Source organism: Chitinophaga oryzae (assembly GCF_012516375.2).
In the GTDB taxonomy this organism is placed as follows: Bacteria; Bacteroidota; Bacteroidia; order Chitinophagales; family Chitinophagaceae; genus Chitinophaga; species Chitinophaga oryzae.
In genome coordinates this window covers 3718529-3743150 of record NZ_CP051204.2, presented here as the reverse complement: position 1 = coordinate 3743150, position 24622 = coordinate 3718529, and the positions used below count along the sequence as shown (strand labels likewise).

The 24622-nt window shown below is 50.8% G+C and carries 18 protein-coding genes; 9 read left to right on the top strand and 9 right to left on the bottom strand.

Annotation, left to right across the window (positions count from 1 at the left end):
* Positions 1–41: 41 nt before the first annotated feature.
* Positions 42–629 (bottom strand): DUF3347 domain-containing protein, encoded by a 588-nt coding sequence (locus HF324_RS15575; protein WP_168860219.1) that lies wholly within the window; start codon positions 627–629, stop codon positions 42–44.
* Positions 630–827: 198 nt separating this feature from the next.
* On the opposite strand from HF324_RS15575, the gene HF324_RS15570 reads away from it, so the two are divergent.
* From HF324_RS15570 to HF324_RS15545, 6 genes are all read left to right on the top strand, one after another.
* Entirely contained in the window at positions 828–2792 is a 1965-nt protein-coding gene (locus HF324_RS15570; protein ID WP_168803359.1) for an ABC-F family ATP-binding cassette domain-containing protein, read from the top strand.
* 123 nt (positions 2793–2915) lie between these two features.
* Complete coding sequence (locus HF324_RS15565; RefSeq protein WP_168803358.1) at positions 2916–3602, top strand: response regulator transcription factor; 687 nt, start codon at positions 2916–2918, stop codon at positions 3600–3602.
* Between the two features lie 6 nt (positions 3603–3608).
* Positions 3609–4979, top strand: a complete 1371-nt coding sequence (locus HF324_RS15560) for a sensor histidine kinase (protein WP_168803357.1) — start codon at positions 3609–3611, stop codon at positions 4977–4979.
* 115 nt (positions 4980–5094) lie between these two features.
* Positions 5095–6372: a TolC family protein gene (locus tag HF324_RS15555; protein WP_168860218.1), complete on the top strand. Its 1278-nt coding sequence runs from the start codon at positions 5095–5097 to the stop codon at positions 6370–6372.
* 4 nt (positions 6373–6376) lie between these two features.
* Positions 6377–7468 carry an efflux RND transporter periplasmic adaptor subunit gene (locus HF324_RS15550; RefSeq protein WP_168860217.1) on the top strand — a complete coding sequence of 364 codons (1092 nt, stop codon included), beginning with the start codon at positions 6377–6379 and terminating at the stop codon, positions 7466–7468.
* 39 nt (positions 7469–7507) lie between these two features.
* Positions 7508–10606 (top strand): efflux RND transporter permease subunit, encoded by a 3099-nt coding sequence (locus HF324_RS15545; RefSeq protein WP_168803354.1) that lies wholly within the window; start codon positions 7508–7510, stop codon positions 10604–10606.
* Between the two features lie 172 nt (positions 10607–10778).
* On the opposite strand, the gene trhO is transcribed toward HF324_RS15545, so the two are convergent.
* Positions 10779–11795: an oxygen-dependent tRNA uridine(34) hydroxylase TrhO gene (gene trhO / locus HF324_RS15540; RefSeq protein WP_168803353.1), complete on the bottom strand. Its 1017-nt coding sequence runs from the start codon at positions 11793–11795 to the stop codon at positions 10779–10781.
* A gap of 210 nt (positions 11796–12005) precedes the next feature.
* Positions 12006–12257, bottom strand: coding sequence for a helix-turn-helix domain-containing protein (locus HF324_RS15535; protein ID WP_168803352.1), 252 nt, complete (start codon positions 12255–12257; stop codon positions 12006–12008).
* Between the two features lie 261 nt (positions 12258–12518).
* Between HF324_RS15535 and HF324_RS15530 the strand changes: the two genes are divergently transcribed.
* On the top strand, positions 12519–12902 hold the full coding sequence (locus HF324_RS15530; RefSeq protein ID WP_168803351.1) for a response regulator: 384 nt from the start codon (positions 12519–12521) through the stop codon (positions 12900–12902).
* A 114-nt stretch (positions 12903–13016) separates the two neighbouring features.
* Here the strand turns inward: HF324_RS15530 and HF324_RS15525 are convergent, their stop codons facing one another.
* The 5 genes from HF324_RS15525 to HF324_RS15505 all read right to left on the bottom strand — a co-directional run bounded on the left by HF324_RS15525 (position 13017) and on the right by HF324_RS15505 (position 18393).
* Positions 13017–13223: a hypothetical protein gene (locus tag HF324_RS15525; RefSeq protein ID WP_168803350.1), complete on the bottom strand. Its 207-nt coding sequence runs from the start codon at positions 13221–13223 to the stop codon at positions 13017–13019.
* 475 nt (positions 13224–13698) lie between these two features.
* A complete protein-coding gene (locus HF324_RS15520) occupies positions 13699–16212 on the bottom strand; it encodes a DUF5686 and carboxypeptidase regulatory-like domain-containing protein (RefSeq protein WP_168860216.1) in 2514 nt (837 codons plus the stop codon).
* A gap of 80 nt (positions 16213–16292) precedes the next feature.
* Positions 16293–16649, bottom strand: coding sequence for a hypothetical protein (locus HF324_RS15515; RefSeq protein WP_168803348.1), 357 nt, complete (start codon positions 16647–16649; stop codon positions 16293–16295).
* Between the two features lie 115 nt (positions 16650–16764).
* A complete protein-coding gene (locus HF324_RS15510) occupies positions 16765–17952 on the bottom strand; it encodes an O-succinylhomoserine sulfhydrylase (protein ID WP_168803347.1) in 1188 nt (395 codons plus the stop codon).
* Between the two features lie 21 nt (positions 17953–17973).
* The gene (locus HF324_RS15505) at positions 17974–18393 is read right to left on the bottom strand and encodes an OsmC family protein (protein ID WP_168803346.1); all 420 of its coding nucleotides are present in this window, start codon (positions 18391–18393) and stop codon (positions 17974–17976) included.
* Between the two features lie 184 nt (positions 18394–18577).
* Here HF324_RS15505 and metX point away from each other — a divergent pair, with 184 nt between their 5' ends.
* Together metX and HF324_RS15495 are read left to right on the top strand one after the other, a co-directional pair.
* Complete coding sequence (metX, locus tag HF324_RS15500) at positions 18578–19591, top strand: homoserine O-acetyltransferase MetX (protein ID WP_168860215.1); 1014 nt, start codon at positions 18578–18580, stop codon at positions 19589–19591.
* 96 nt (positions 19592–19687) lie between these two features.
* Complete coding sequence (locus HF324_RS15495) at positions 19688–22558, top strand: TonB-dependent receptor (RefSeq protein ID WP_168860214.1); 2871 nt, start codon at positions 19688–19690, stop codon at positions 22556–22558.
* 157 nt (positions 22559–22715) lie between these two features.
* Here the strand turns inward: HF324_RS15495 and HF324_RS15490 are convergent, their stop codons facing one another.
* Complete coding sequence (locus HF324_RS15490) at positions 22716–24296, bottom strand: reverse transcriptase family protein (RefSeq protein WP_168860213.1); 1581 nt, start codon at positions 24294–24296, stop codon at positions 22716–22718.
* Between the last annotated feature and the right edge of the window lie 326 nt (positions 24297–24622).

Sequence of the window (24622 nt, the reverse complement as noted above, 5' to 3'; positions counted from 1 at the left end):
TACTGTCTATTGTGCTCCGGCAATAGACAGTAATTTACAATTTACTGGTAACTTAAAGTATCTTTTGTTTCTCCGCAATGCAACATTTTATCTCCGAAGTAAGGATTCAGGATCTCCGGTTTTTCGCTCAGCCAGTAAGCGCCTTTGTCATCGAAGGCCATCGGGCAATATTGATGATAAAGGGTTTTACCTTTGAGGCCGGTATTCTTGACGAGATCGAATAACATGTCAGACACCATCTGGAAAGACGACCGTTTGCCTTCGAGGTCTTTTTCGCCTTCAAAACCCGCCAGTTCAGCGCTGATGCTGCCGGTGGTGCCGGTGATGATATTAAGATGGCTGCTGTCCATCTGAAGGGAGCTTACCGGCAGGCTGTCCATGTGCAGTTTCAGGGAAGCCGCCGCCACGTTGGCCGCTGCGCTGTCGGCTTTTACCAGGGCGTCTGACAGCTGATAGTAAGCCTGCATGACCGTTTGCAGGGAATCGTAATATACCTGGCTGTAGGGCGCCTGTAACGCCGCTGCCGGCGCCGCCGCTTCTTCACCGGATCTGGTGGAGGATGACTGACAGCCAAACAGGGCAACCGCTATGCATAATGTTCCCACGGGAACGCCTAATCTGAAATTCATGGGTGGATGTTTTCTTCGTTCGCAAAAGTAATAATAATCAGCGGGGACTGGAAATATTTGATTATCTGTATATTTTAATATTTAATTATTTGTTTAATAATTATTAATATATTATGAAAATACAAAAGTATCGGAATCATTAAAATGACATAAGTTCTGGTTACCTTTGCACGTTTTTTATCCAATTTTTGATCAATTATGTTAATCGCATTACAGGACATTACTTTTGAGTTTGGGTCCAGGGTTATCCTGGAAGATTCTTCCTGGCATATAGAGCCGGGAGACCGCGTTGGCCTTATCGGATTGAATGGAACCGGAAAATCCACCCTGCTGCGTATTATCAATGGCGAATACTCCGTTTCCAAAGGAAGCGTTAATAAAAGCAAAAACCTGACGATCGGCTTCTTCAACCAGGACCTGCTCAGCTTTGAGACGGACGAGTCTATCCTCACCGTAGGGATGATGGCCTTCGGCAAAGCGCTGGAACTGGAAAAGGAAATCGACCGGCTCACCAAAGAACTGGAACACGACCAGACAGAAGAGCTGTTGCACCAGTTCAGCGACGCCCTCCACGAATTCGAAGCGCTGGACGGCTACAACATGAAACACAAAACGGCACAGGTACTGGAAGGCCTCGGCTTCACCACCGCCGACCTGGACCGCCCCTATAGCGAATTCTCCGGCGGATGGCGGATGCGCGTGCTCCTCGCCCGCCTCATTCTCCAGCAGCCGGACGTACTCATGCTCGACGAACCGACGAACCACCTCGACCTTCCGTCCATCGAATGGCTGGAACGGTACCTCGTTGGCTACAACGGCGCTGTGATCATCGTATCGCACGACCGTTTCTTCCTGGACCGTATGGTCAACAAAATCGTGGAAGTATACCAGCAGCAACTACACCACTACGCCGGCTCCTACGCCGACTATGAAGTGGAGAAAGAACTGCGCCGCGAAATGCAGCAACGCGCCTACGAAAACCAGCAGGACTATATCCGCCAGCAGGAAAGGTTTATCGAACGCTTTAAAGCCAAAGCCTCTAAAGCCGCCCAGGCACAGAGCATCGCCAAAAGGCTGGATAAACTGGAGCGGGTGGAACAGGTAGACAACGGTCCGTCTAAAATCAAGATCAACTTCTCCATCGATAAAACACCAGGCAAAATCCTGTGTACGCTGAACAACATCAGCAAAGCCTATGGCGCTAACCAGATCCTGAAAAATACCAGCGCAGAAATCAACCGCGGCGATAAAATCGCCCTGATCGGCGCCAACGGTAAGGGTAAATCCACCCTGCTGCGTATTATCTTCGGCATGGAACCCATGGAAGGCGAAAGAGTGCCGGGACACAACGTGGTGACCAGCTTCTACGCCCAGCACCAGCTCGAATCCCTGGACCTCAACAGCGAGATCCTCGACGAACTGAAAAATTTCGGTTCCGGCCGCACTGAGCTGGAACTGCGCCAGCTGCTCGGCTGCTTCCTCTTTACCGGCGACGACGTATTCAAAAAAATACGTATCCTCTCCGGGGGTGAGAAAGCCAGGGTGGCACTGGCCAAAACCATCATCAGCCAGGCCAACTTCCTCATGCTCGATGAGCCCACCAACCACCTCGACATGAACTCCGTGCAGATGCTGATCGACGCCCTCGATAAATACGAAGGCAGCTTCGTGCTCGTATCGCACGACCGTTACTTCGTGAGCCAGACGGCCAACAAGATCTGGGAAATCGTGGACGGCGAAATCAAAGAGTTTAAAGGCACCTACACCGAATACGAAGAATGGAAAAAACGGATGGCCGCACAAGCTGCTGCTGCACCGGTAAAAGCCGCGCCCGCCGAAACCAAAAAAGAAACCAAACAGGCGCCAGCCGCCACCAGCAATAACACCGCCACCAAAGGCGCCATCAATAAAGACGTGCAACGCGAACTGCAGAAACAACAAAAACAGTTTGCACAGGTAGAAGGACAGCTGGCCAGCCTGAAAGAACGTAAAGCCAGCCTGGAAGCCAACTTAGGCGACCCGGCCACCTATAACGACCGGACTAAGTTTGCACAGGTAGAAAGCGAATACCAGGACGTACTGAAATTCATCGACAGGGCCAACGAACAATACGAACAGCTCTTCGAGAAAATCATGCAACTGGAAGCAAACCTCGTTAGCTAATTACGAATTACAAATTACGAATTACGAATGGAGGGCTTCCTGGTTGAGCGGTTATTTAATGACTTTGTCAAAAAGTAGGCCCTCCATTCGTAATTCGTAATTCGTAATTTTAAAAAGTTTTATATGCAGAAAATACTGGTGGTAGAAGATGAAGTCAAAGTAGCCAATGCCGTGAAAAAAGGCCTTGAAGAAAACGGCTTCGAGGTAGACGTGGCCTACGACGGCCGCATGGGCAAAAGCCTGGCTGCCAGCAACAACTACGACCTTGTCATTCTGGACCTCAACCTCCCCCATCACAACGGCTACGAACTGTGTGAAGTGATCCGCCGCAAAAACAACCGCGTGCCCGTGATCATGCTCACCGCACTGGGCGGCGTGGAAGATAAAATGCAGGCCTTTGAACTGGGTGCAGACGATTACCTGGTAAAACCATTCGACTTCCGCGAACTGCTGGCACGTATCCGCGTATTCCTTAAACGGGCCGGCTCCGAGACCCCGCACGGCACACAGTACAAAATCACCATCGCCGACCTGGAAATAGACCGGGAAAAGAAAGAAGTCACCCGCGGCGGCAAAAAAATAGCCCTCACCGCCAAAGAATACCAGCTGCTCGACTTCCTGGCGCTGCACAAAGGCAAAGTGATCTCCAAACTCACCATCGCTGAAAAAGTATGGGACATCGACTTCGATACCGGCACCAACGTCATCGAAGTATATATGAACTTCCTGCGTAAAAAAATCGATAAAGACTTTGAGCAGAAACTGCTCCATACCAAAACCGGCATGGGATATTACCTCTCCGAAGAGTAATCCTGCATGAAGATCAAATATAAAATAGCACTGTATTACACCCTCTCAGCCTCGCTGATGCTGATTGCCTTTGCCGTGCTGGCCTATTATTTCTCTTCCAAATCCAGGCGCGCCGAATACATGGAGCGGTTGGAATACCGCGCCCGCTCCATTGCCAACGTGATCATCGAAGACGGCCACGTAAAAGTAGACCTGCTGCGGAAACTGGACCGTACCACTTTCCAGGACCTCTACAAAGAAACCATCCTCGTATACAATCCCGAATACGACCTGCTTTACAGCAACCTCAAAGACACGACCATCCGGACACACCGCAGCCTGCTGGACTATATCAAACAAAACAAATTATACAGCAACATCAAAAACAGCGGCGAGCAGGTAGGCGTCTTCTATACCGAGGGAGACGTGTCAGTCATCGTCATTGTGTCCTCCTTCGATAAATACGGCTTCCAGAACCTCCAGAACCTCCGCCAGATACTGCTGATAGAGCTGATTACCGCAGTGGCGATACTGGTGGGCGTGGGTTATTTCTTCGCCCGCAAAATGATGCAGCCGATCGACAAACTGGTGCAGCAGGTAGATAAAATTAACGCCAGCAACATGCTGGACACACAGGTAGCCGTAAAAGGCAAAGACGAAATTGCTACGCTGGGCGCCAACTTCAACACCATGCTGCAGCGCCTCGGCAACTCGTTCGATCTCCAGAAAAGTTTCGTCAGCAACGCCTCCCATGAGCTGCGTACCCCGCTGGCCGCCATTATCAGCCAGTTGCAGGTCACCCTCTCCAAGGAACGCACCAAAGAAGAATACCAGGCGCTCCTCACCTCCGTGCTGGAAGACGCAGAAAACCTGTCCGACCTGTCAAACGGACTGCTGCAGCTGGCACAGTCGGAACTGAACCAGGAACAATTCGTATTCGACAACGTACGTATCGACGAGCTGCTGATGGACATGGCCAACCTGATCCGGCTGAAACAAAAAACACCCGGCAAGATAGACATCCAGTTTATCAAAGTACCGGAAAACGAGCTGCTGGTCACCTGTTTCGGCAATGAAAGCCTGCTGAAAGTACTTTTCCTGAACCTGATCGACAACGCCTGCAAATTCTCCCCCGACAGCAGCGCCCATGTGTCTATCGATTTCTTTACCCAATATATTACGGTACAAATCAAAAACCAGGGACCCGTGATCCCTTCCGGCGAAATCAATAAAGTTTTTGAACCTTTTTACCGTGGCGAGAACGCCCACCAAACCCGCGGCCACGGCCTCGGTTTATCGATCTGCAAAAAGATCGTGCAGATACACAACGGTCATATCACTGTTACCTCTACGGTGGAAGAAGGCACCACCTTTACCGTCCTGCTCCCCCACCTGTAACCCTTTCTTCTTTCTAATACCGTTTTAATCTCCGCTCATTTTAATGCGTTTTTAATACATCTTAAAGCCGCCTTTAATGTCACTTGAGGAGCTTTGTGTCATGAAAATTGGCATTATGCGAACCAAGACGAGACTGATATTGTCAGTATGCGTTGCCAGCCTGGGCTTTTTCCGACCTGTAGCGGCCCAGACTCCCACCCGGACGGTCACTTTACAAGCCGTTGAAGATTCCTTCCTGGTGAGAAACTATGTACTGTTAGCACAACGTTATCAGATTGACGCCTCCAAAGCACTGGTGCGCCAGGCTAAAATGTGGAACAATCCCTCCTTCAGCACGGTGCTGGGCTTCGGCAGCACCGACAAATTCCAGCCATTTAAAGTAGGCTCCGGAGGAGAAACACAGTACACCATCGATCAGCTGGTACAGCTGGCCGGCAAACGCAACAAAAATGTACAGCTGGCGGCGACCGCCACTAAAATGAACGAGGCTACCTTCGATGAGTTGGTACGCACGCTCCGCCTGCAACTGCGCGAGAACTTCTACACCCTGTATTATCGCCGGCAAACCGGTAAAGTGCTCAAAGAACAACTGGAAAACCTGCAACGTATCGTAGACGCCTATGTCACTGCCGACAAAAAAGGCAGCGTGGCCCATTCCGACCTGATACGCCTGCAGGCCTTGCAGGTAGGCATAGAAAACGATTATGCAGACCTGAAACAGGAGGAACTGGAAGCACAGAAAAACCTCCAGCAACTGCTGCATAGCCAGGATTTCTACGAAGCCGTGGTAACACCCGCAGACCTTGCCCCCTACCGGCTCGATGACATAGAATTACCGGCGTTGCTGGACAGCGTGACCACAAACCGCCCGGATGTACGCATCGCCGCTACCCAATACCAGACCGCTGAACTGAACTACCGCCTGCAGAAAGCCATGGCCGTACCAGACCTGCACGTAGGCGCTACCTACGATAAAAAAGGCAGCTACATCGACAACTTCGTCGGCCTCACGCTGGGCATAGACCTGCCGCTGTGGAACCGCAACCAGGGCAATATCCGCGCAGCGCAATTGCAGATCGGCGCCGGTCAGCAGCAACTGCAGCAACAACAGTCAGTAGCGCAGACAGAAGTGATCAACGCCTATCAGCGCATCGTAGCACTGGAAAAGCGTTACAAAAGCTTCGACCTCCACCAGTTCCAGAACGAGTTTGACACCCTGATCGCCGAAGTCGCTAAAAACTTCAGCAAGGGCAATATCTCCCTGCTGCAATTCATCGATTATTTCAACAGCTATAGCGACAACGCCAAAAACATCAACAAGTTTCTATCCAACCGGGTAAACGCATATGAAGAACTTAATTACGCCACAGGACAAGAATTATTTAAACACTAAGCGCATGAAACAGCCTATATTGATCGTTGGCTTTTTGCTGCTGGCAGCAGTTACCTGGAGTGGATGCAAACACACGCAGGCAGAAGATTCCGAGAAAAGCACCTTTGTACTCAGCGATACCATGTTAAAAAATATCCGCATCGATACCGCACAGATGGTGCCGGTGATGAACGAAGTACGGCTATCCGGTAAAGTGGCCCCTAACGGCGGAAAAGTATTGAAAGTGTATCCGCTGGTGAGCGGCTATGTGGAAGATATCAAAGTTCAGCTGGGCGACTATGTGCAGAAAGGCCAGGTGCTCGCCGTCATACACAGCGCCGAAATCGCCGACTACGAAAAGCAGCTGGCACAGGCCCGCTCCGACCGCGGCGTAGCCGAAAAGAACCTGAAAGTGGCGCAGGACCTGTACGACAGCCGCCTGAGCACCGAAAAAGATGTGGTGAACGCAAGAGGAGAAGTACAAAAAAACGATGCAGAGATCAACCGCCTCAACGATCTCTTTAAAATATACCGTAAAGGGAAAGGCGCTACCTATCTCGTTACCGCCCCTATCTCCGGATATATTATTGAAAAGAACATCAACAACAACATGGAGATCCGGACAGACAACAGCGCCAATATCTTCACCATCTCCGAGCTGGACGACGTATGGGTGATGGCCAACGTGTTTGAAACCGATATCGCCAAAATAAAGGAAGGCTATGAAGCAGAGATTGTGACCGTGAGCTACCCCGATCAGCCTTTCCATGGCAAGATAGACAAGATCTATAATTTCCTCGACCCTGCTACCAAAACCATGCAGGTGCGTATCAGGATAGACAACAAAAACATGTTGCTCAAACCCGAAATGTTTGCCACCGTGTATGTGAAATATACCGACCAGGAAGAAAAAATCGCCGTGCCCTCCGCCGCTGTCATCTTCGACAACAGCAAGAACTATGTGCTGGTGTTTAAAGACAAATTCAACATTGCCGTACGGCAGGTGGAAGTAGCCAAAACCTCCGGTGACCAGACTTACCTGAACGCTGGTCTGCAGGCCAACGAAAAAGTGATTTCCAAAAACCAGCTGCTGATTTACGACGCGCTGAAAGACTAAGACGCAGTAGCAGTCCGGCTATTCTAAAGAAGAGGAATTATGAATAAATTCATTAAAAATATTGTCGCTTTTTCGCTCAAAAACAAACTTTTTGTTTTTATCGGCGTGGTGGTGCTGATAGTGGCAGGCGTCTTTTCCTTCCTGCATACGCCCATCGAAGCGTTTCCCGATGTTACCAATACACAGATCGTCATTGTTACCAAATGGAACGGCCGCAGCGCCCAGGAAGTGGAGCGTTTTGTGACCCTGCCGATAGAAGTGTCGATGAACGCCGTACAACGCAAAACCAGCGTCCGTTCTGTTACCATGTTCGGGCTTTCCGTTGTAAAAATCATTTTTGAAGATGATGTGGAAGATTTCTTTGCGCGACAGCAGGTTAATAATATGCTGGCAGGCATTAACCTGCCCGAAGGCGCAGAACCGGAAGTACAGCCACCCTACGGCCCTACCGGGGAAATCTTCCGCTATTATCTCAAAAGCGACAAACGCGACTCCCGCGACCTGCTCACCTGGCAGAACTGGGTCATTGACCGGCAGATCCGCAGCGTGCCGGGCGTAGCAGACGTAGTGGCTTTCGGCGGACAGGAAAAGATCTACGAGATCTCCGCCGACCCCGTGCGCCTCGCCAAATACGACATTACACCGCTGGAACTGTACCAGGTCGTCACCAAAAGCAACGTCAACGTAGGCGGCGACGTCATCGAGAAAAACGGACAGGCCTATGTGGTGCGCGGCATTGGTCTGCTCAACAGCGTCTCCGATATTGAGAATATCATCGTACAGAACATCAACGGCGTACCTCTGCTGGTGAAAGACCTGGCCAACGTACATGAGTCGTCCGCCCCGCGCGTGGGGCAGGTGGGCCTCGATAAAGCCGACGACCTGGTGGAAGGTATCGTGGTGATGCGTAAGGGCGAGAACCCTTCCGAAGTGCTGCACCGCCTGAAAGATAAGCTGAAGGAGCTGAACGAAACCGTGCTGCCCGATGACATTAAAATGGAGACCTTCTACGACCGTGACAACCTGATGGCATTCTGCACCCATACCGTAATGCACAACCTCGCGGAAGGGATCATTTTTGTGACCGTGATCGTGTTCATCTTTATGGCCGACTGGCGCACCACGGTGATTGTGTCCATCATCATCCCGCTGGCATTGCTGTTTGCCTTTATGTGCCTGCGTATCAAAGGTATGAGCGCCAACCTGCTCTCCATGGGCGCCATCGACTTCGGCATTATCATAGACGGCGCCGTGGTGATGGTGGAAGGCATCTTTGTAATGCTGGACCACAAAGCGCATAAGTACGGCATGGAGCGGTTCAACAAGATGGCCAAGCTGGGATGGATCAAACAAACCGGCGGCGACCTGGCCAAAGCCATCTTCTTTTCCAAACTGATCATCATTATCTCGCTGATACCTATCTTCTCCTTCCAGAAGGTAGAAGGGAAAATGTTCTCACCCCTTGCATGGACACTGGGCTTCGCACTGATGGGCGCACTGTTGTTCACCCTCACGCTGGTGCCGGTGCTCTGTTCCATCCTGCTCAACAAAAACGTAAAGGAGAAAAACAACTTTGTGGTCAACTTCTTCGACCGCATCGTGACCCGCGGATTTAACTGGACCTACCGTAATAAACGCCTGAGTCTTATCTGCGCTTTCGCCTTTATGGCACTGACTTTCCTGTCAGCCAAGTTCCTGGGTACGGAGTTCCTGCCGCAGCTCAACGAAGGTTCGCTCTGGGTAACCACCGAGCTGCCCATGAGTATGTCGCTCACAGAAAGCACCCGTATGGCGCACAGCATCCGGGAAGACCTTGGCGGCTTTCCCGAAGTGAAACGGGTATTGTCGCAGGTAGGCCGCTCCAATGACGGTACAGACCCCAACGGATTTTATTTTATACAATACCAGGTAGACCTGCTGCCTAAAGATGAATGGAAACGCGGGATCACACAGGACGAACTGATATCGCAGATGGAAGGCCGGCTGAAAAAATATCCGGGCATTATTCTCAACTTTTCCCAGCCTATCAGCGATAACGTATCAGAAGCCGTAGCCGGCTTTAAAGCCGCCAATGGCGTAAAGATATATGGCTCCGATCTGGCCGAACTGGAATCGTTGTCACAGAAAGTGATCACCCAGCTGAAGACGGTGCAGGGCATCAAAGACCTTGGTGTGATCCGCAATATCGGTCAGCCTGAAATGAGCATCAACCTCGATGATAACAAAATGGCGCAATACGGCGTCTCTACCGGCGATGCACAGGCGGTGATAGAAATGGCCATTGGCGGTAAGACCGCTACGCAGTTGTATGAAGGCGAGAAAAAGTTCGACATCCGTATCCGTTACGACGCCAACTACCGTAAAAATGAGGAAGACCTGGCCAACCTGATGGTGCCTACCATCAACAACAACAAAGTGCCGCTGAAGGAAATTGCGGAGATCACCACTATCACCGGTCCTGCGTTTATTTACCGCGATCTCAACAAACGTTTCATTGGCGTGAAATTTTCCGTGCGTGACCGCGACCTGGGTTCCACCATCAGCGAAGCGCAGCAGAAAGTAAATAAAACCATCAAACTGCCCAAGGGCTATAGTGTAGGCTGGACCGGCGAGTTCGAGAACCAGGTACGTGCTACGCAACGGCTGGGACAGGTGGTGCCCATCAGCCTCGTCGCTATTTTCCTCGTGTTGTTCATAATGCTGGGCAATGTGAAGGATGCAGGTCTGGTTTTAATGAATGTTCCTTTTGCACTAATAGGGGGTATTCTCGCTTTGCACGTTACAGGTATGAACTTCGGTATTTCTGCCGGTGTGGGTTTCATTGCCCTGTTTGGTATTTGTATACAGAATGGGGTGATACTGATTTCAGTATTTCATAAAAACCTGCAGGCAAAACTTCATCTGAATGAGGCAATCAGGCTGGGAGTACAGAGCCGTATCCGGCCGGTGGTCATGACCGCGCTGATGGCGGCGATAGGTCTTGTACCCGCGGCGCTTTCACACGGTATTGGCTCAGAGACGCAGAAGCCGCTGGCGATTGTCGTAATTGGCGGCTTGACCACCGCAACCGTGCTGACATTACTGGTATTCCCGATCATATTTTACCGGGCATACCGAAACAGAACTGCTGACATGTAAACTTATGATATCGCTTTCCGGCGGATGCCGGGAGAAGATCAATTTTTAGTTCGCATATAGGTTGATAGAATGGTTATGAAAAAGGAAAGGCCGGACGACGGTCCGGCCTGCACTGATTTTATAATTATATCTACTCCGCCCTGCCGAGAAGAAACCACGCGGGGCGGTTTTTTTATTTTATTCTTTTCCTGCGGGATTTGTTGAACATGAGTCCTTTGTCCACTCCTTTGCGCAGGGCTGCTTTTTCTTCTTCCGGCAGCGCATGCACCTCTTTACAGGCTTCGCTGCAGCAGCCGTTGTATTTTTGGGCGCAGGATTCGCACTGGATGAACAAAAGGTGACAGCCGTCATTTAAACAGTTGGTATGGGTATCACAGGGTTCCCCACATTGATGACACTGGCTAATAATATCCTCACTTATTCTTTCTCCCAGCCGCTCGTCGAACACGAAGTTTTTGCCTTTGAACTTGATGGGAAGGTTTTGCTCCCGGGCTTTATTGGTGTATTCGATAATGCCGCCTTCGAGGTGGAAAACATTTTTGAACCCGTGGTGCAACATGTAAGCAGATGCTTTCTCACAGCGGATTCCGCCGGTGCAGTACATGATGATGTTTTTGTCTTTCTGGTCTTTCAGCATGTCTACTGCCATGGGCAGCTGATCGCGGAAAGTATCCGAAGGCACTTCGATGGCGCCTTCGAAGTGTCCGACTTCATATTCATAGTGGTTGCGCATGTCCACGATCACCGTTTCAGGATCGTTGGTCAGTTCATTAAATCCTTTGGCGTCCACGTATTTGCCACGGTTGGCCATGTCAAAGGTGGGATCGTCGATACCGTCGGCCACGATTTTTTCCCGCACTTTGATCTTCAGCACGAAGAAAGATTTGCCGTCGTCGTCTACGGCCACGTTCAGGCGGATGCCGTTCAGGAAGCTAATGGCATAGAGGGTGCTGCGGAAAGCTTCAAAATGATGTTCCGGCACGCTGATCTGTGCGTTGATACCTTCATGGGCTACGTAGATACGTCCGAAAACGTCCAGTTTGAAGAGGGACTCGTAGAGTTGATCGCGGAAAGCCTGCGGGTCTTCGATTTTCGCGTACTGGTAAAAGGAAATAGTAACGCGCTTAAATGTTTCCAGCTCCAGCCGCTTCCTGAGCTCGGCGGCAGAGACTCTGTTGTGTAATACCATTTGTTTGAAATTTTACGGACACTTGCCTTGTGAACAAAATTTCAATCAATACCCTGGTCCTTCCAGGTGGTTGATCGATTCGTCTTAAAAGTAGGTCAATGAAGCCTGTTTTTTGTCAGGCAGCGCAAAGATAGGCAAATCCGGCGGAAAACCGCGCGGAAAGGGAGAGAAAACAACAGGCGGGCATCACACATCAGTGAAATACCCTGTCTATAAACCTAACAGTAGTTTGGAAATATCGGTACCGAGCGCTTTGGCGATGGCTTCCATGGTACTCAAAGTTGGATTGCCTTTCCCCGACTCTATGGTCCATACCTGGGAATAGGCAATGCCGGCGGTATCAGCAAATTCCCGTGTGCTGAGGCCTGTCGCCTCGCGTAGTTCCCGGAATCTTTCGCCAAATCTTTTGGACAGTTCTTCGTTGCGGACACCATTCATTCGCACAAATTGGAAAAAAGGCATAAAATTATTGACTTGATATATCAAGTCAATTGAAAAAAATATTATATTCGGCTATCTTTGCCTCCCCAAAAAAATATTACGAGGCATCGCTTTTTAGCCTGTTCTAACCGCCAAACACCAGAACACAGGTATAGAAGGTGAGGCCCGCGACGTCTGTGCGCGGGCTCTTCTTTGCTGTGTTCGGCTTGGCGGTTAGAGCAGCACTGTAAGAGTTCCGCGCATTTTGTTTCCCGCGCGTATCTTAACCCAAATCGATATCCCATGATGACCTGGCAGCGTAAACCCTATAACATTCTCTGGGTGGATGACGATCCCTTTTTTCTGAATTGGATAACCCCGCAGATAACAGCTACCTGCTTCATCATACAGACTTTTGAAGATGCTCAAACAGCCCTGGCGTACCTGGAAAGGGTGCAGCCCGACATCGTGCTCACCAACCTGGTGATGCCACATATGTCCGGACTGGAGATGATTGCGGCTATACGGCGCCAGGACCCGCATATTCCGATTGTGGTGGTGTCCAACAGGTTTCAGGACGGAGAGCGGCAGGCGGCCTTTAAAGCGGGCGCCAATTCGTTTCTTTCCAAGGCAGGGATCAACGGAGAGGCGGTCATGACCAGCATTCGGCCTTACCTCGAACAATGAGATCAGTTTTTTTCGCAGTAAGCTGTCCCTCGTTTGTCTAAACAGGGATTTTTCATAATCCTTATAAATATCAGAACGGAAAACGCCGGATATCTATCCGGCGTTCTGTATTTTTTAAGCCCGGGGCGCCTCCGCCTTTTTGTCCCACTCGTACAGGCGACGCAGTAAAAACCAGGCTACGGCACTGATAATCAGCATGTAACCAATAAAGCCGACCGTTCGCAGCTCCGCTGCTCCCGGCAGGTCATTGGTCTCCGTGATGTAAGCGGCAGCAGCCAGCAAAATGCCCGCCCCCAGCGCTATCCAGGCAATTTTTCTCATAATATCGGTTTTCAGTCAGTAATGGTTAAAATCCCACTTCAGTGTGATAAATTCCACAAAAAGTGTATCTGGTTGAGTATCAATTTTACAACAGATGGCTACTGTCAAATGTTCACAAAGTGTGAAAAAGTTATTTATGGATTTATAACTATTTGATATTTATTGTATATATCTTTGTTTCCAAGTTACGAACCCCGAGTTGGCACCCTTTTTGAAAATATCGTTCTGACAAAAAATTGATTAACCCGAAAATGTTATGTTATGAGTATTTACCTTACTTACTTTTTGTACGCTATCGTTGGCATCTGGGTCTACAGACTGTTGGCTTACTTCTTCGATGAACGCAAAGAAATGAGAAGCAAAAAAAGATAAGCCATGAAGAAGACATCGGAAATTTGGTTATTTGGATACAAGGTTATTTGTTCTCCCCAATAAAAGCCGGTCCAAATAACCAAATATGTTGTCGGCGCCCCTGCTAATCCAGCTTAATTAAATTACCGAATATTCCCCCCAGCCCCACTCTCACGCCGATGCGCGTATCATCCTGGCTCTGATAACCTGCCACCACGTCTACCCTGACTACTTTCAGAATATTCTCCAACCCGAGGAATGCTTCCACATAGTTGTTTTTATCATTCACATAGAACGCGTTGGAACCAGCTACCAGGTTCCACTTCAGCCGGTTGAGCAGCGGTATCTTGTTCGTCAGCAACCCGTTGAAATGATGCTCCACATTGGCCGTAATGAAAAACGGCGCTGTAGTGCTGTAGCGGTAATAAGGCGCCAGCTGGAAACTGTTCAGGTATTTGGTGTTATAGAAAGTCTGGTTACCATTGAAATGCTGGAAATCCGGTATCTGCACATTACGGTCGTTTAAGAAACCACCGGCAGTTAGGCGGTAGCGGAACTCGCCGAATAATTTAAAGTTCATATTATCAAATACGGACAGCTTCCACTTGTCGAAGTCCACCACACTGTTGCCCACATCCGGAATCCCTTTGCTATAGGCCACTTCAAACGTCGGGTACCTGGAACCCAGCGGCATTTTACGGTCCGGCAGCTCCACAAACTGCTGCCCCGGCTGATAACGGAAACTCATGTCTACGATAAAAGCCCGATGCCGCTCAAACGGTATCTGCGCCAGGTCTTCGGGGTGGTTGGGAGAAAACTGCTTACCGCTCTTAAAGATCACAAAATCAGTGGTGTTCTCCAGCGGTATCCGGCTTTCATAACGGGCGCCGACAGTTAAGCGGTCGTTCGTCTGAAAAGTACGGCTATAGCGTAACTGCGCGAACCAGTTTTCATACAGCTTCATGTGATTCTCTTTCAGCAACAGCGTATAAAATTCATTCGCGAGATTGTTGATCGGGTTATCCTGGTTAAACTGGCTGACCCGCTTACCGCCGCCCAATGTCCAGTCGTTGCGCCCATAACGGGTACGGATACGGCTTTCCGAACTATAGGTCAAAAACGTATAAGCGTTCAGGTGAGTATTGCTCAAACCGTAACGCACATACGGAGAAATTTTCAGTTGTTGTTCTTTCCCGGTATTGAAGTTCACCTGCGGCTCCAGTGCCAGCACCAGGCCTTCCACTGTATTGTATTTCAGGGATTTCGCCAGGCCGTTCAGATGGAAACCGTGTGATTCAATGGCGCTGTCGCGGCGGAAATACATTTTACGATTCACGCCGTTCCACAGTACATCCATCACCTTGACCGGCTTCTGCTTTTTACGCAGCGAATCGAGGGTATTCCCTTTCATAGCAGCCAGCCTGTTGGCGCGGGCCGTGCTGTCTTTCTCATGATAGTCGCGGGATTCGGCATCCTCCAGCGGCACCGGCCGGATGCTGTCCCAGTAGATCGCTTCCTTTTTATCAAAAGCAGAATCGTACTTCAGGAAGGTGTTATCGAAATACTTCGGCGGGAAGTTGGGATGCAGGTTATAATCGGAATATACATTCACAAAGTTGCCCACCATGCCGAAACCAAATTTATCTACAGACATATGCAGCACCTGGTCTTTGACGCGCCACACCTCCCCTGATACCGGCACATGCGTTTGCCGGATACGCAGGGAATCCATCAGTTCCAGCTGGTATTCGCTGGTGAGTATCAGGTCGGTGCTGTGAATACGCCAGTCCCCGTCGGAGATGAAGATATAACCGGAAAACAGGGGCTCCTGCTTCCTTCTGGGGATCACCCGTATCTTATTGACCGTACGGCCGTCTTCCCGGAACTCTCCTTCCAGGCGGTATTTATAATAAGACAATGCATTCTGTGCTATCGGGGAGATATAGCCTCTCGGTCCCATCTGTGTGATCACAGCAGATACATTGTTATCGTAGAAGCTGATGAAAGCCGGGAAACTCATGCCGAATCCTCCCCCGCTTTTACGGTCGGAGATCACTTCCAGCTTCAGCTTTTCCGGCGCGCGGAAAGAGATCTTTGTAACAGATTCCGACAGGAACACCATCCCTTTGCCGGTGCTGTCCACCCCCATGTCTTCTTTATCTATCTTTTTACCCAGGAACCGGTTGGGTGTGCCCGTCATGTTGATCGTGCCCTTGATATAAGACATGCAGGTGTACTCCTGTACCTGTTGCTGGTAGAAAGCTCTTTTTTTGATGGCCTGCCGGATGATGGCATAAGCGGGGTCTTCTCCTCCTGCTTTTACTACTACTTCTTTAATTTGCAGGTTGACCGGCAGCAGGGTAAAATTGATGATCTGCGGGGAGCCGTCCACCTGGATCGCTTTTTCAGTCTTACGGTAACCGATATACTGGCATACGAGCGTATACTGGCCGGAAGGTACTTCCAGCTGGTACTGGCCGGCAGCGTTGGTGGTGGTGCCGGTGGTAGTGCCTTTTATGAGGACGGTAGCAAAAGGTAGCGGATTATTTTTGTCGTCGGTCACGAGCCCTTTGACAATAGCGGCTTCACAGTACGTTGTTAACAGGAGTAAAAACAGGGTCGGTAAGTACTTCATCATAGCTCAAAAATAACTGCCAGGTATGTACGCGTCAATAAGGTACTTACCGTTTTACCACAAATTTAACAGCACATGATAACCTAGGACACGATTTTTTTCGGGGCACGGACAAAAGCCGCGCTGCTGGCCGCGAAACCAGCCACCAGTCCGCCAATCAAAGCGCTGATCACGCCCAGCAACGGCGCGCTGCGTACTTTTAGGATCATTTCGCTCATACGGTTGGCCAGCAGGTGATCGTTGCGAACATCCATATAAAAAGCCAGCACGAGCCATAATATAAAGATGGAAAGAAAAGCGCTGAAGAAAGATTTGCCGGGAGTCAGCGGCAATACTAACGTAACAACAAAAGCCACCAGGGCTACGCTCCACCAGGGAAGCAGGGTACCGGCCAGGTATGCCAGGACAAGGATCAGCAGAAAATGGGAAAAGGATTTCATAATTCTAATATAACAAAATATATTAAATAATATATTAAATACAGGACCGCGTTTCCTTTAAACAACATTGCCCGAAGCTGAAGCCCCGGGCAATGTTGTTTATATACATTGATGATTACAATGCGCTTTTGGCCAGTGCCTGCTCGATATCAGCGAGGAGATCGCCCACATTCTCGAGGCCAACGGAGATGCGGATCAGGCCGGGCGTAATGCCGACGTTGGCTCTTTCTTCGTCGCTCAGTTTGGCGTGGGTAGTGCTGGCCGGGTGTGACGCGATGCTGCGGCTGTCGCCCAGGTTAGCGGTGAGGGACAGCAGTTCCAGCGCGTCGAGGAAACGTACGCCGCTTTCGAGGCCGCCTTTCAGTTCGAAGCATACGATACCGCCACCGCCGCTCATTTGTTTGCGGGCGATGTCGTGCTGCGGATGGCTGGCCAGGAAAGGGTATTTCACGCTGCTCAGGTGCGGATTGCCTTCCAGGGCCTGCGCCAGCTTCAGCGCGCTGGAGGTGTGGCGTTCCATGCGCACGTGTAACGTTTCCAGGCTTTTGCTCAGCACCCAGGCGTTGAACGGCGACATGGCCGGACCAGTGCTGCGGCAGAAAGTATGTACTTCTTTGATCAGTTCTTTTTTACCGAGGACAGCGCCGCCCAGTACGCGCCCCTGCCCGTCGATCCACTTGGTGGCCGAATGGGTAACGATGTGTGCGCCTGCCTCGATGGGCCGTTGCAGCACCGGGGTGGCGAAGCAATTGTCAACGTTGAGGATGATATTATGCTTGTTGGCGATACCGGCGAGATAGGCAATATCGATGATTTCCAGCCCGGGGTTGGAGGGCGTTTCTACGAAGATCATCCGGGTATTGGGTTTGACCATCGCTTCAATGCCGGCGGGATCGTTCAGGTCGAAATAAGACCATTCTATCCCCCATTTGGGCAGGAATTTGGTAATGACAGTATGGGTGGAACCGAAGATAGAGCGGGCGCTCAGTATATGGTCGCCTGCTTTCAGCAGGGCCATGAAGCTGGCAAAAATAGCGCTCATGCCGGACGCGGTAGCATAACCGGCTTCCGCGCCTTCGAGGGCGCACATCTTCTGCACAAACTCGTCCACATTAGGATTGCTAAAGCGGCTATAGATATTAAAATCCGTTTCATCCGCAAAGGTGGCCCTCATTTCCTCCGCATTGTCAAAGCAGAAGCTCGAGGTCAGGAACATCGGCGTGGAGTGTTCCATTTCGTTGGTCCGTGCTGTCTGAATCCTGACCGCATTGGTTTCCGGTTGGTATTGCTTGTTATTGCTCATGGACATGGTGGTTTCTCCGTGTTAGGCGTTCAGTTTCACTTCCCAGGTCAGTTTGGTCCTGGCCTGGCGCAACGTTTCCGCTACGGAGCAATATTTATTCATAGACAGTTCCACCGCGCGGGCAGCCTTGTCAGCGTCGATGTTGCCGGTAAAATGAAATACGATGTGGGCGGTTTCCCATAAAGACGGCTCTTTGCCCTGTTCTCTCTCCGCTTCGATCTCTATGCGGAAATCCTTCACTTCCTGCCGTTGTTTTTTCAGGATCATCAGCACATCAATGGCAGAACAACCGCCGAGGCCCATAATGATCATCTGCATAGGTCTTACCCCGTTGTTCTTCCCCCCGTTTTCCAGGGATGAGTCCATCAACACTTTGTGGCCGCCTTCATCTACGGCTTCCATGTTGAATCCGTCGTCTACTCTTTGTAATGCTATTTTCATGATAAGGTGGATTTCTTCCAACAAAGATATAATTCAATTACGAATTACGAATTACGAATTACGAATTGAGGAGCCTTTCCCCGGAAAGGTTATTTAGTAACCTTGCCATCAGGGAGCCCTCAATTCGTAATTCGTAATTCGTAATTCGTAATTGTCTTTGTAGATTTGCAAAAATTTTGAATTATTGTCTGCACAGGTTTTTCACAGCAAAGCACCATTCCGGCTGGAGTCCGGCCAGGTATTACCTGAATTACAGATCGCCTATCATACATACGGTACCATGAATGCTGACGGCAGCAACGTGGTATGGGTGTGTCATGCACTGACCGCCAACAGCGACGCGGCTGACTGGTGGAGCGGCCTTATCGGCCATGGGCGGGTGATAGACCCGGCTCAGCACTTTATCGTATGTGCCAATATCATCGGCTCCTGTTACGGCAGCTCCGGCCCTCATACAGTGAATCCTGCTACCGGCCAGCCCTGGTACACCTCCTTCCCCGCGGTCACCATCCGCGATATGGTACAGGCACACCGCCTGTTGCGTGAACACCTGCAGATACAACAGATAAGCCTGCTCGTAGGCGGTTCCATGGGCGGTTACCAGGTACTGGAATGGGCATTGACAGAACCGGAGCGCATTAAGCGCTTGTTCCTGCTCTGCACCGGCGCCGCTGAAAGCGCCTGGGGCATCGCCATCCATACCGCACAACGCCTGGCCATCGAAGCAGATGCCAGCTGGCAGGACCCCGCGCCCCATGCCGGCGCCCGCGGCCTCAAAGCCGCCCGGGCAATCGGCATGGTCACCTACCGGAACTACCAGACCTTTATGCGCACCCAGTCTGATCCCGACAAGGAAAAGACTGACCACTTCCGCGCTTCTTCCTATATCGAATACCAGGGCGAAAAACTGGTAAAACGCTTCAACGCCCAATCCTACTGGCTGCTCACCAAAGCTATGGACAGTCACAACATCGCCCGTGGCCGCCATGAAGACATCACCACTTCCCTCTCCCACATACAGCAACCGGTATTACTGATCGGTATCAGCAGCGACCTGCTCTGCCCCCCGGAAGAACAACGCCTGCTGGCCACCTATCTGCCCGATACCAGTTACCATGAAATCGACTCCTCCTATGGCCATGACGGCTTCCTGATTGAGTTTGAAAAGATCGGCAAGATCCTGAAGGACTGGCAATAACCGGCGCCTGCAGGAAATATTTTCAGTTTCGCAGTTGTATTTGTTTTTTACTTATATTTAGATAAACCGAGTCTAAATCACAAACGTCCACTGCGTATGAAAAACATTCTAAAAGTATGTTTGGGCTCCCTGTTGCTATTGATGTCCTTTTCCCTGGTACTCACAGCACAAACGCCTGCAACTATTACCGGTACTGTAACAGACAAAACTTCCGGAAACGGCATGCAGGGAGTTACTGTCTCCGTGAAAGGCGCCACAGCCGGCACCATTACGGGCAACGGCGGCAACTTCCAGCTCAAAACGAACCATGCACTTCCGTTGACCCTTGTTTTTACCTATGTAGGTTATCAAACCACAGAACAGGTAGTTAACAATGCCAATGAAAAAGTAATCATTGCCCTCAGCACCACCGAAATACTCGGGCAGGAGGTGGTGGTAGCCGCCAGCCGCGTACAGGAAAGTATCCTGCAATCGCCGGTGTCTATCGAAAAGCTGGACAGCCGCGCCCTGAAAGCGTCTCCGGCAGCCTCCTTTTATGACGCTCTCGCCAACCTGAAAGGCGTGGAAATGAGCACCCAGAGCCTTACCTTCAAGTCTGTCAACACCCGCGGTTTCAACAGCAACGGTAACACCCGCGTGCTGCAGCTGAACGACGGTATGGACAACCAGGCCCCCGGCCTCAATTTCTCCGTCGGTAACATGGTAGGCATCCCCGAACTGGACCTCGACAACGTGGAACTGATACCCGGCGCCGCCTCCGCCTTGTACGGCCCCAATGCGCTCAACGGCATCGTGCTGATGACCAGCAAAAACCCCTTCCAGTACCAGGGCCTCAGCGCGCAGGTGAAAACCGGCATCCTCAACGATGGCGGCCGCACTTCCGCTACGACCGGTTTCTACGACGTGTCTGTACGCTACGCACATGCCTTCAACAACAAATGGGCGTTTAAACTGAACGTAGGCTACATCAAAGCAGACGATTGGCAGGCGCACGACTACCGCGACCAGAGCCTGGCCAACGGCCATACGCTGCAGGACGGCACCCGCGCCAACAACGAAGGATACAACGGCGTAAACATCTACGGCGATGAAAACTCCGTTAACATGTACAACTCCTTCAAAACCGGCGGTCAGCTGACCCAGCAACTGGCAGGCATCTCCGCTATGTTTGGCGGCAGAGTCTCCCCCGATCAGATCTTCAACGCCGCCATGCCCGCTCCCAATAAAGCCACCATCACCCGCACCGGCTACAACGAAGCGGACGTAGTAGACTACGGCACCAAAAACCTGAAACTGAACGGCGCCCTGCACTATAAAATCACTGAAAACCTCGAAGCCCTCATCCAGGGCAGCTACGGCTCCGGTACCACCGTTTACACCGGCGCCGACCGCTACTCCCTGAAAGACTTCAACATGGGCCAGTACAAAGTGGAACTGCGGCACCCCGACTTTTATGTGAGGGCCTACACCACACAGGAAAGGTCCGGCGACAGCTATGCCAGCGGCACCCTGGCCGCCGGTATCAACGAAGCCTGGAAACCCAGCACTCAATGGTATGCCCAGTACTTCGGCACCTATGCCACCCAGGCGTTGGGCACCTTTGCACAGGCATACGGCGCAGCACTCCAGGGAGGCGCCAATGACGCCGCCGCCTATGCCGCCGCGCAGAACGCCGTCTCCTCCCGCATGCCGCTGTTCTTCCAGAACGCGCGTGCCAAAGCTGATTCCGGCCGGTTCATGCCAGGCACCGCTGATTTCAACAATGCCGCCGCCAAAGTGCGCGAAAAACCGATCCCCGGCGACGCTAAAGGCGTAGGCGCCAAATTCACGGATAAAACCAATCTCTATCAGCTGGAGTTCATGTACAACTTCCATAACCTGATCAAGTTCGCCGAGATACTGGTAGGTGGTAACTACCGCCTGTACACACTCAACTCTGAAAAAACGCTGTTCGCCGTTGACGACAACGGTAAAGAGTTCCGCATCAACGAATATGGCGGTTACGTTCAGATCATGAAGAAGCTGATCGACGATCACCTGAAGCTTACCGGATCGCTGCGCTATGATAAAAACATGAACTTCAAAGGCCAGTTCAGTCCGCGTTTGTCCGCAGTATATACCTTCCTGCAAACCCATAACCTGCGTGTATCCTATCAGACCGGCTTCCGCATACCCAACAACCAGGACCAGTACATTGACCTGACCACGCCACAGGCACACCTGATCGGCGGTTTGCCGTTCCTGCGTGAACGCTATGGTCTCAGGTCCGGAGAAGTATTTACATTACAGTCAGTGCTGGCTGGCGCACCTAAAGCCTATACCTTCCGTGAGTTCAAACCGGAACGCATACAGGCCTACGAACTCGGCTATAAAGCGCTGATCGCAAAACGACTGCTGGTAGATGCCTACATCTATAAAAATGATTTTAAAAACATGAATGGCAGCCAGGTGCTCGTTAAACCTGCCAGCGGCACCACTCCGCAACAGATATTCTCAGTACCGGTAAGCGCGGAAGAAACCGTAAAATCATGGGGCTGGGCAGTGGGACTGGATTACAGCCTGCCGCTGAATTTCACCGCCGGCGGTAATATCTCTTACAATGAATTGAGCAACGCGAAAGAACTGGGCAGCTTCCTGGCCATGTTCAACACGCCCAAAGTCAGGTACAGCCTTAACCTCGGTAACCGCAATATCGCTAATTCCAATATAGCCGCTAACGTTGTCTGGAAATGGCAACAGTCCTACATCTGGCAGTCTTCCTTTGTAGGCCCGAACGTGAATGCGCTGGCACTGAGCGAGATCCCTGCTTTTGGCACACTGGATGCCATGGTCAGCAAGTTCTTCCCCAAAGCCAAGACCACAGTTAAACTGGGAGGCGTGAATATCCTGAACAAATCTTACGTACAATCCTGGGGCAACCCTACCATTGGATCACAATGGTATATTTCACTGGGATACAACCTCTGATTCAATTACGAATTACGAATTACGAATTTAAAATGCGAAGACCTGAGCGGGTATATAGCTCAGGTCTTCGCATTTATTGTATGTCTTTAGGTTTAAATTCGTAATTCGTAATTCGTAATTCGTAATTCGTAATTCGTAATTCGTAATTCGTAATTAATTACAAAACATCCCACCAGGGCTTATCCGGTTTGTTGGTAGCCGTTGGTGTGTCTTTTGCGATGTGAACGCCTTCCGGGTGTTGTGGTGCAGATGACTGCGGTGCAGAAGGCGTCTCTGTAGTCGTTTCAGCGGCGGTGCCGTCTGTAGTGCCGGTCGTCCAGAGGTTGTGCGCTTCCGCTTTGATATCCTCCCGCTGCAACAGGGCAGCCAGTGTTTCTTTTAATTTGGCGCCTTGTTCCGGTTTTACCATATAGACGTAGTTGGCAAAACCTTCCATGCTGCTGATAATATTCCTGCCTTTGCCCCAGCGTTTACCGGCAAGACCGGTTTTGGAGATCTGGTGCAGCAATGCGCGGAACTTGCGCAGGGTTTCGCGGTCAAGGCTGATTTTCTCGTTCACCACGATACCGGTTACTTCGCGCTTATCGCCGCGGCGCATCACTTTCAGTTTATCCGGATGGATGGTAAAGCCTTCTTCTTTTACCACCTGTTTAACGGCCCACAATACTTGTCCTGCTTTATCAGCGGCATCACCTTTCGCGGAGAATGTCATATCGTCGGCATATCGCGTATAGGCGTAACCGTATTTAGCCGCCAGACCTTCGAAGCGGCGGTCCAGTTTAAAGCAGATCAGGTTCGTCAGCGCCGGGCTGGTGGGAGCTCCCTGTGGCAGATGCCTTTCTGTTTTGGCCACATAGTATTTGCGGTTATCCAGCAGGATCTCATCTACTTCCGGTTCTGTACAGAGAAGGCCAAGGATGGTAGCCACCTGTTCAGCATATCCCAGTTTACAGAAAAGACCTTTTACTCTTTTGTAGGGAACGGAAGGGAAAAAGTCGCGCAGGTCTATATTGATCACGATGTCCTGCCCTACGTGCGGTGCGGCGTTGGTGACAATAGATTTGCCTGGTACGAAGCCATGAGCGACGGCGCTGTTATTGATTTTATAGAGGATGTTTTCCAGTATCCAGTGTTGTGCCGCTTTCAATTGCGGCATGGGTGCGGAGATAACACGGGTGCCGCCTGATTTCTTCGGTATCTCAAAGCGCTGATAGTGGGAAGTATTGGCCACCTGGCGGTTAAAAGCCAGGAAGCGCAGCTTGCCGAGGGTAACACCCATGGCGGCAGCCAATGCAGTAGCGTCTTTGAATACCGGCAGGCCGAATTTCGCCAGCTGCGCTTCGTCGGGCGTTACTTTATTCAGCCCGGCGGACACTTCCTCACCGAGGTAGGTGATATCGAGATTCTTTTTCTCAGCCCAGGCAGCCGCGCGGGCTTTCCTTTTCTCTTCGTTGCGTTTTTTTGTTTCCGCGCGTTTCAGTTTGGCTTTGGCCATGCGTTCTTTACGCATGTCTGCCAGCATCCTTTCTTTATTGCGGTATTTTTGTTTTTCGGCCAGCAGTTCATTCAACTCGCGGCGCAGTTCTCCTTCCCTGCGTATCAGTGTTTCCGGTAAGGATGGCTGGGAGGTGTTTTTTGCCCAGAAACCCAGACGGGTCATTTCTTCCAGTATAAATTCCTCTTTGGAGGATGCACGGATTCTGTCGTACAGCTGTTGACGGGTTAAGCCTTCGGCCATAGTGTTGGCGTTTACTTTTTTAATGAATGTTAAGCAGCGAAACTGAAGCGGAGTAAAAAGGTCCGGCTTTGAAGTGGCTGCGAAAGCCATGCCTGACGCGGGAGAAACAGGATTCTGTAAAGAGGAAAAGGCCTTCGTGCAAGCCATTGACTAAATCAATCAACTCCAGGGAGGGGCGTACCTAGTGTGAATTTCAGCCCCCGGGGCTCGTACCGTAAATTCGCACTAGGTACGCCCCTCCCAAAGTAAAGATTGCATTTAGTGAAGCATGTATAGTCATAATTCCTGAATGACGAAACATCATTCGTCCCTTTTACGGGCGCAAG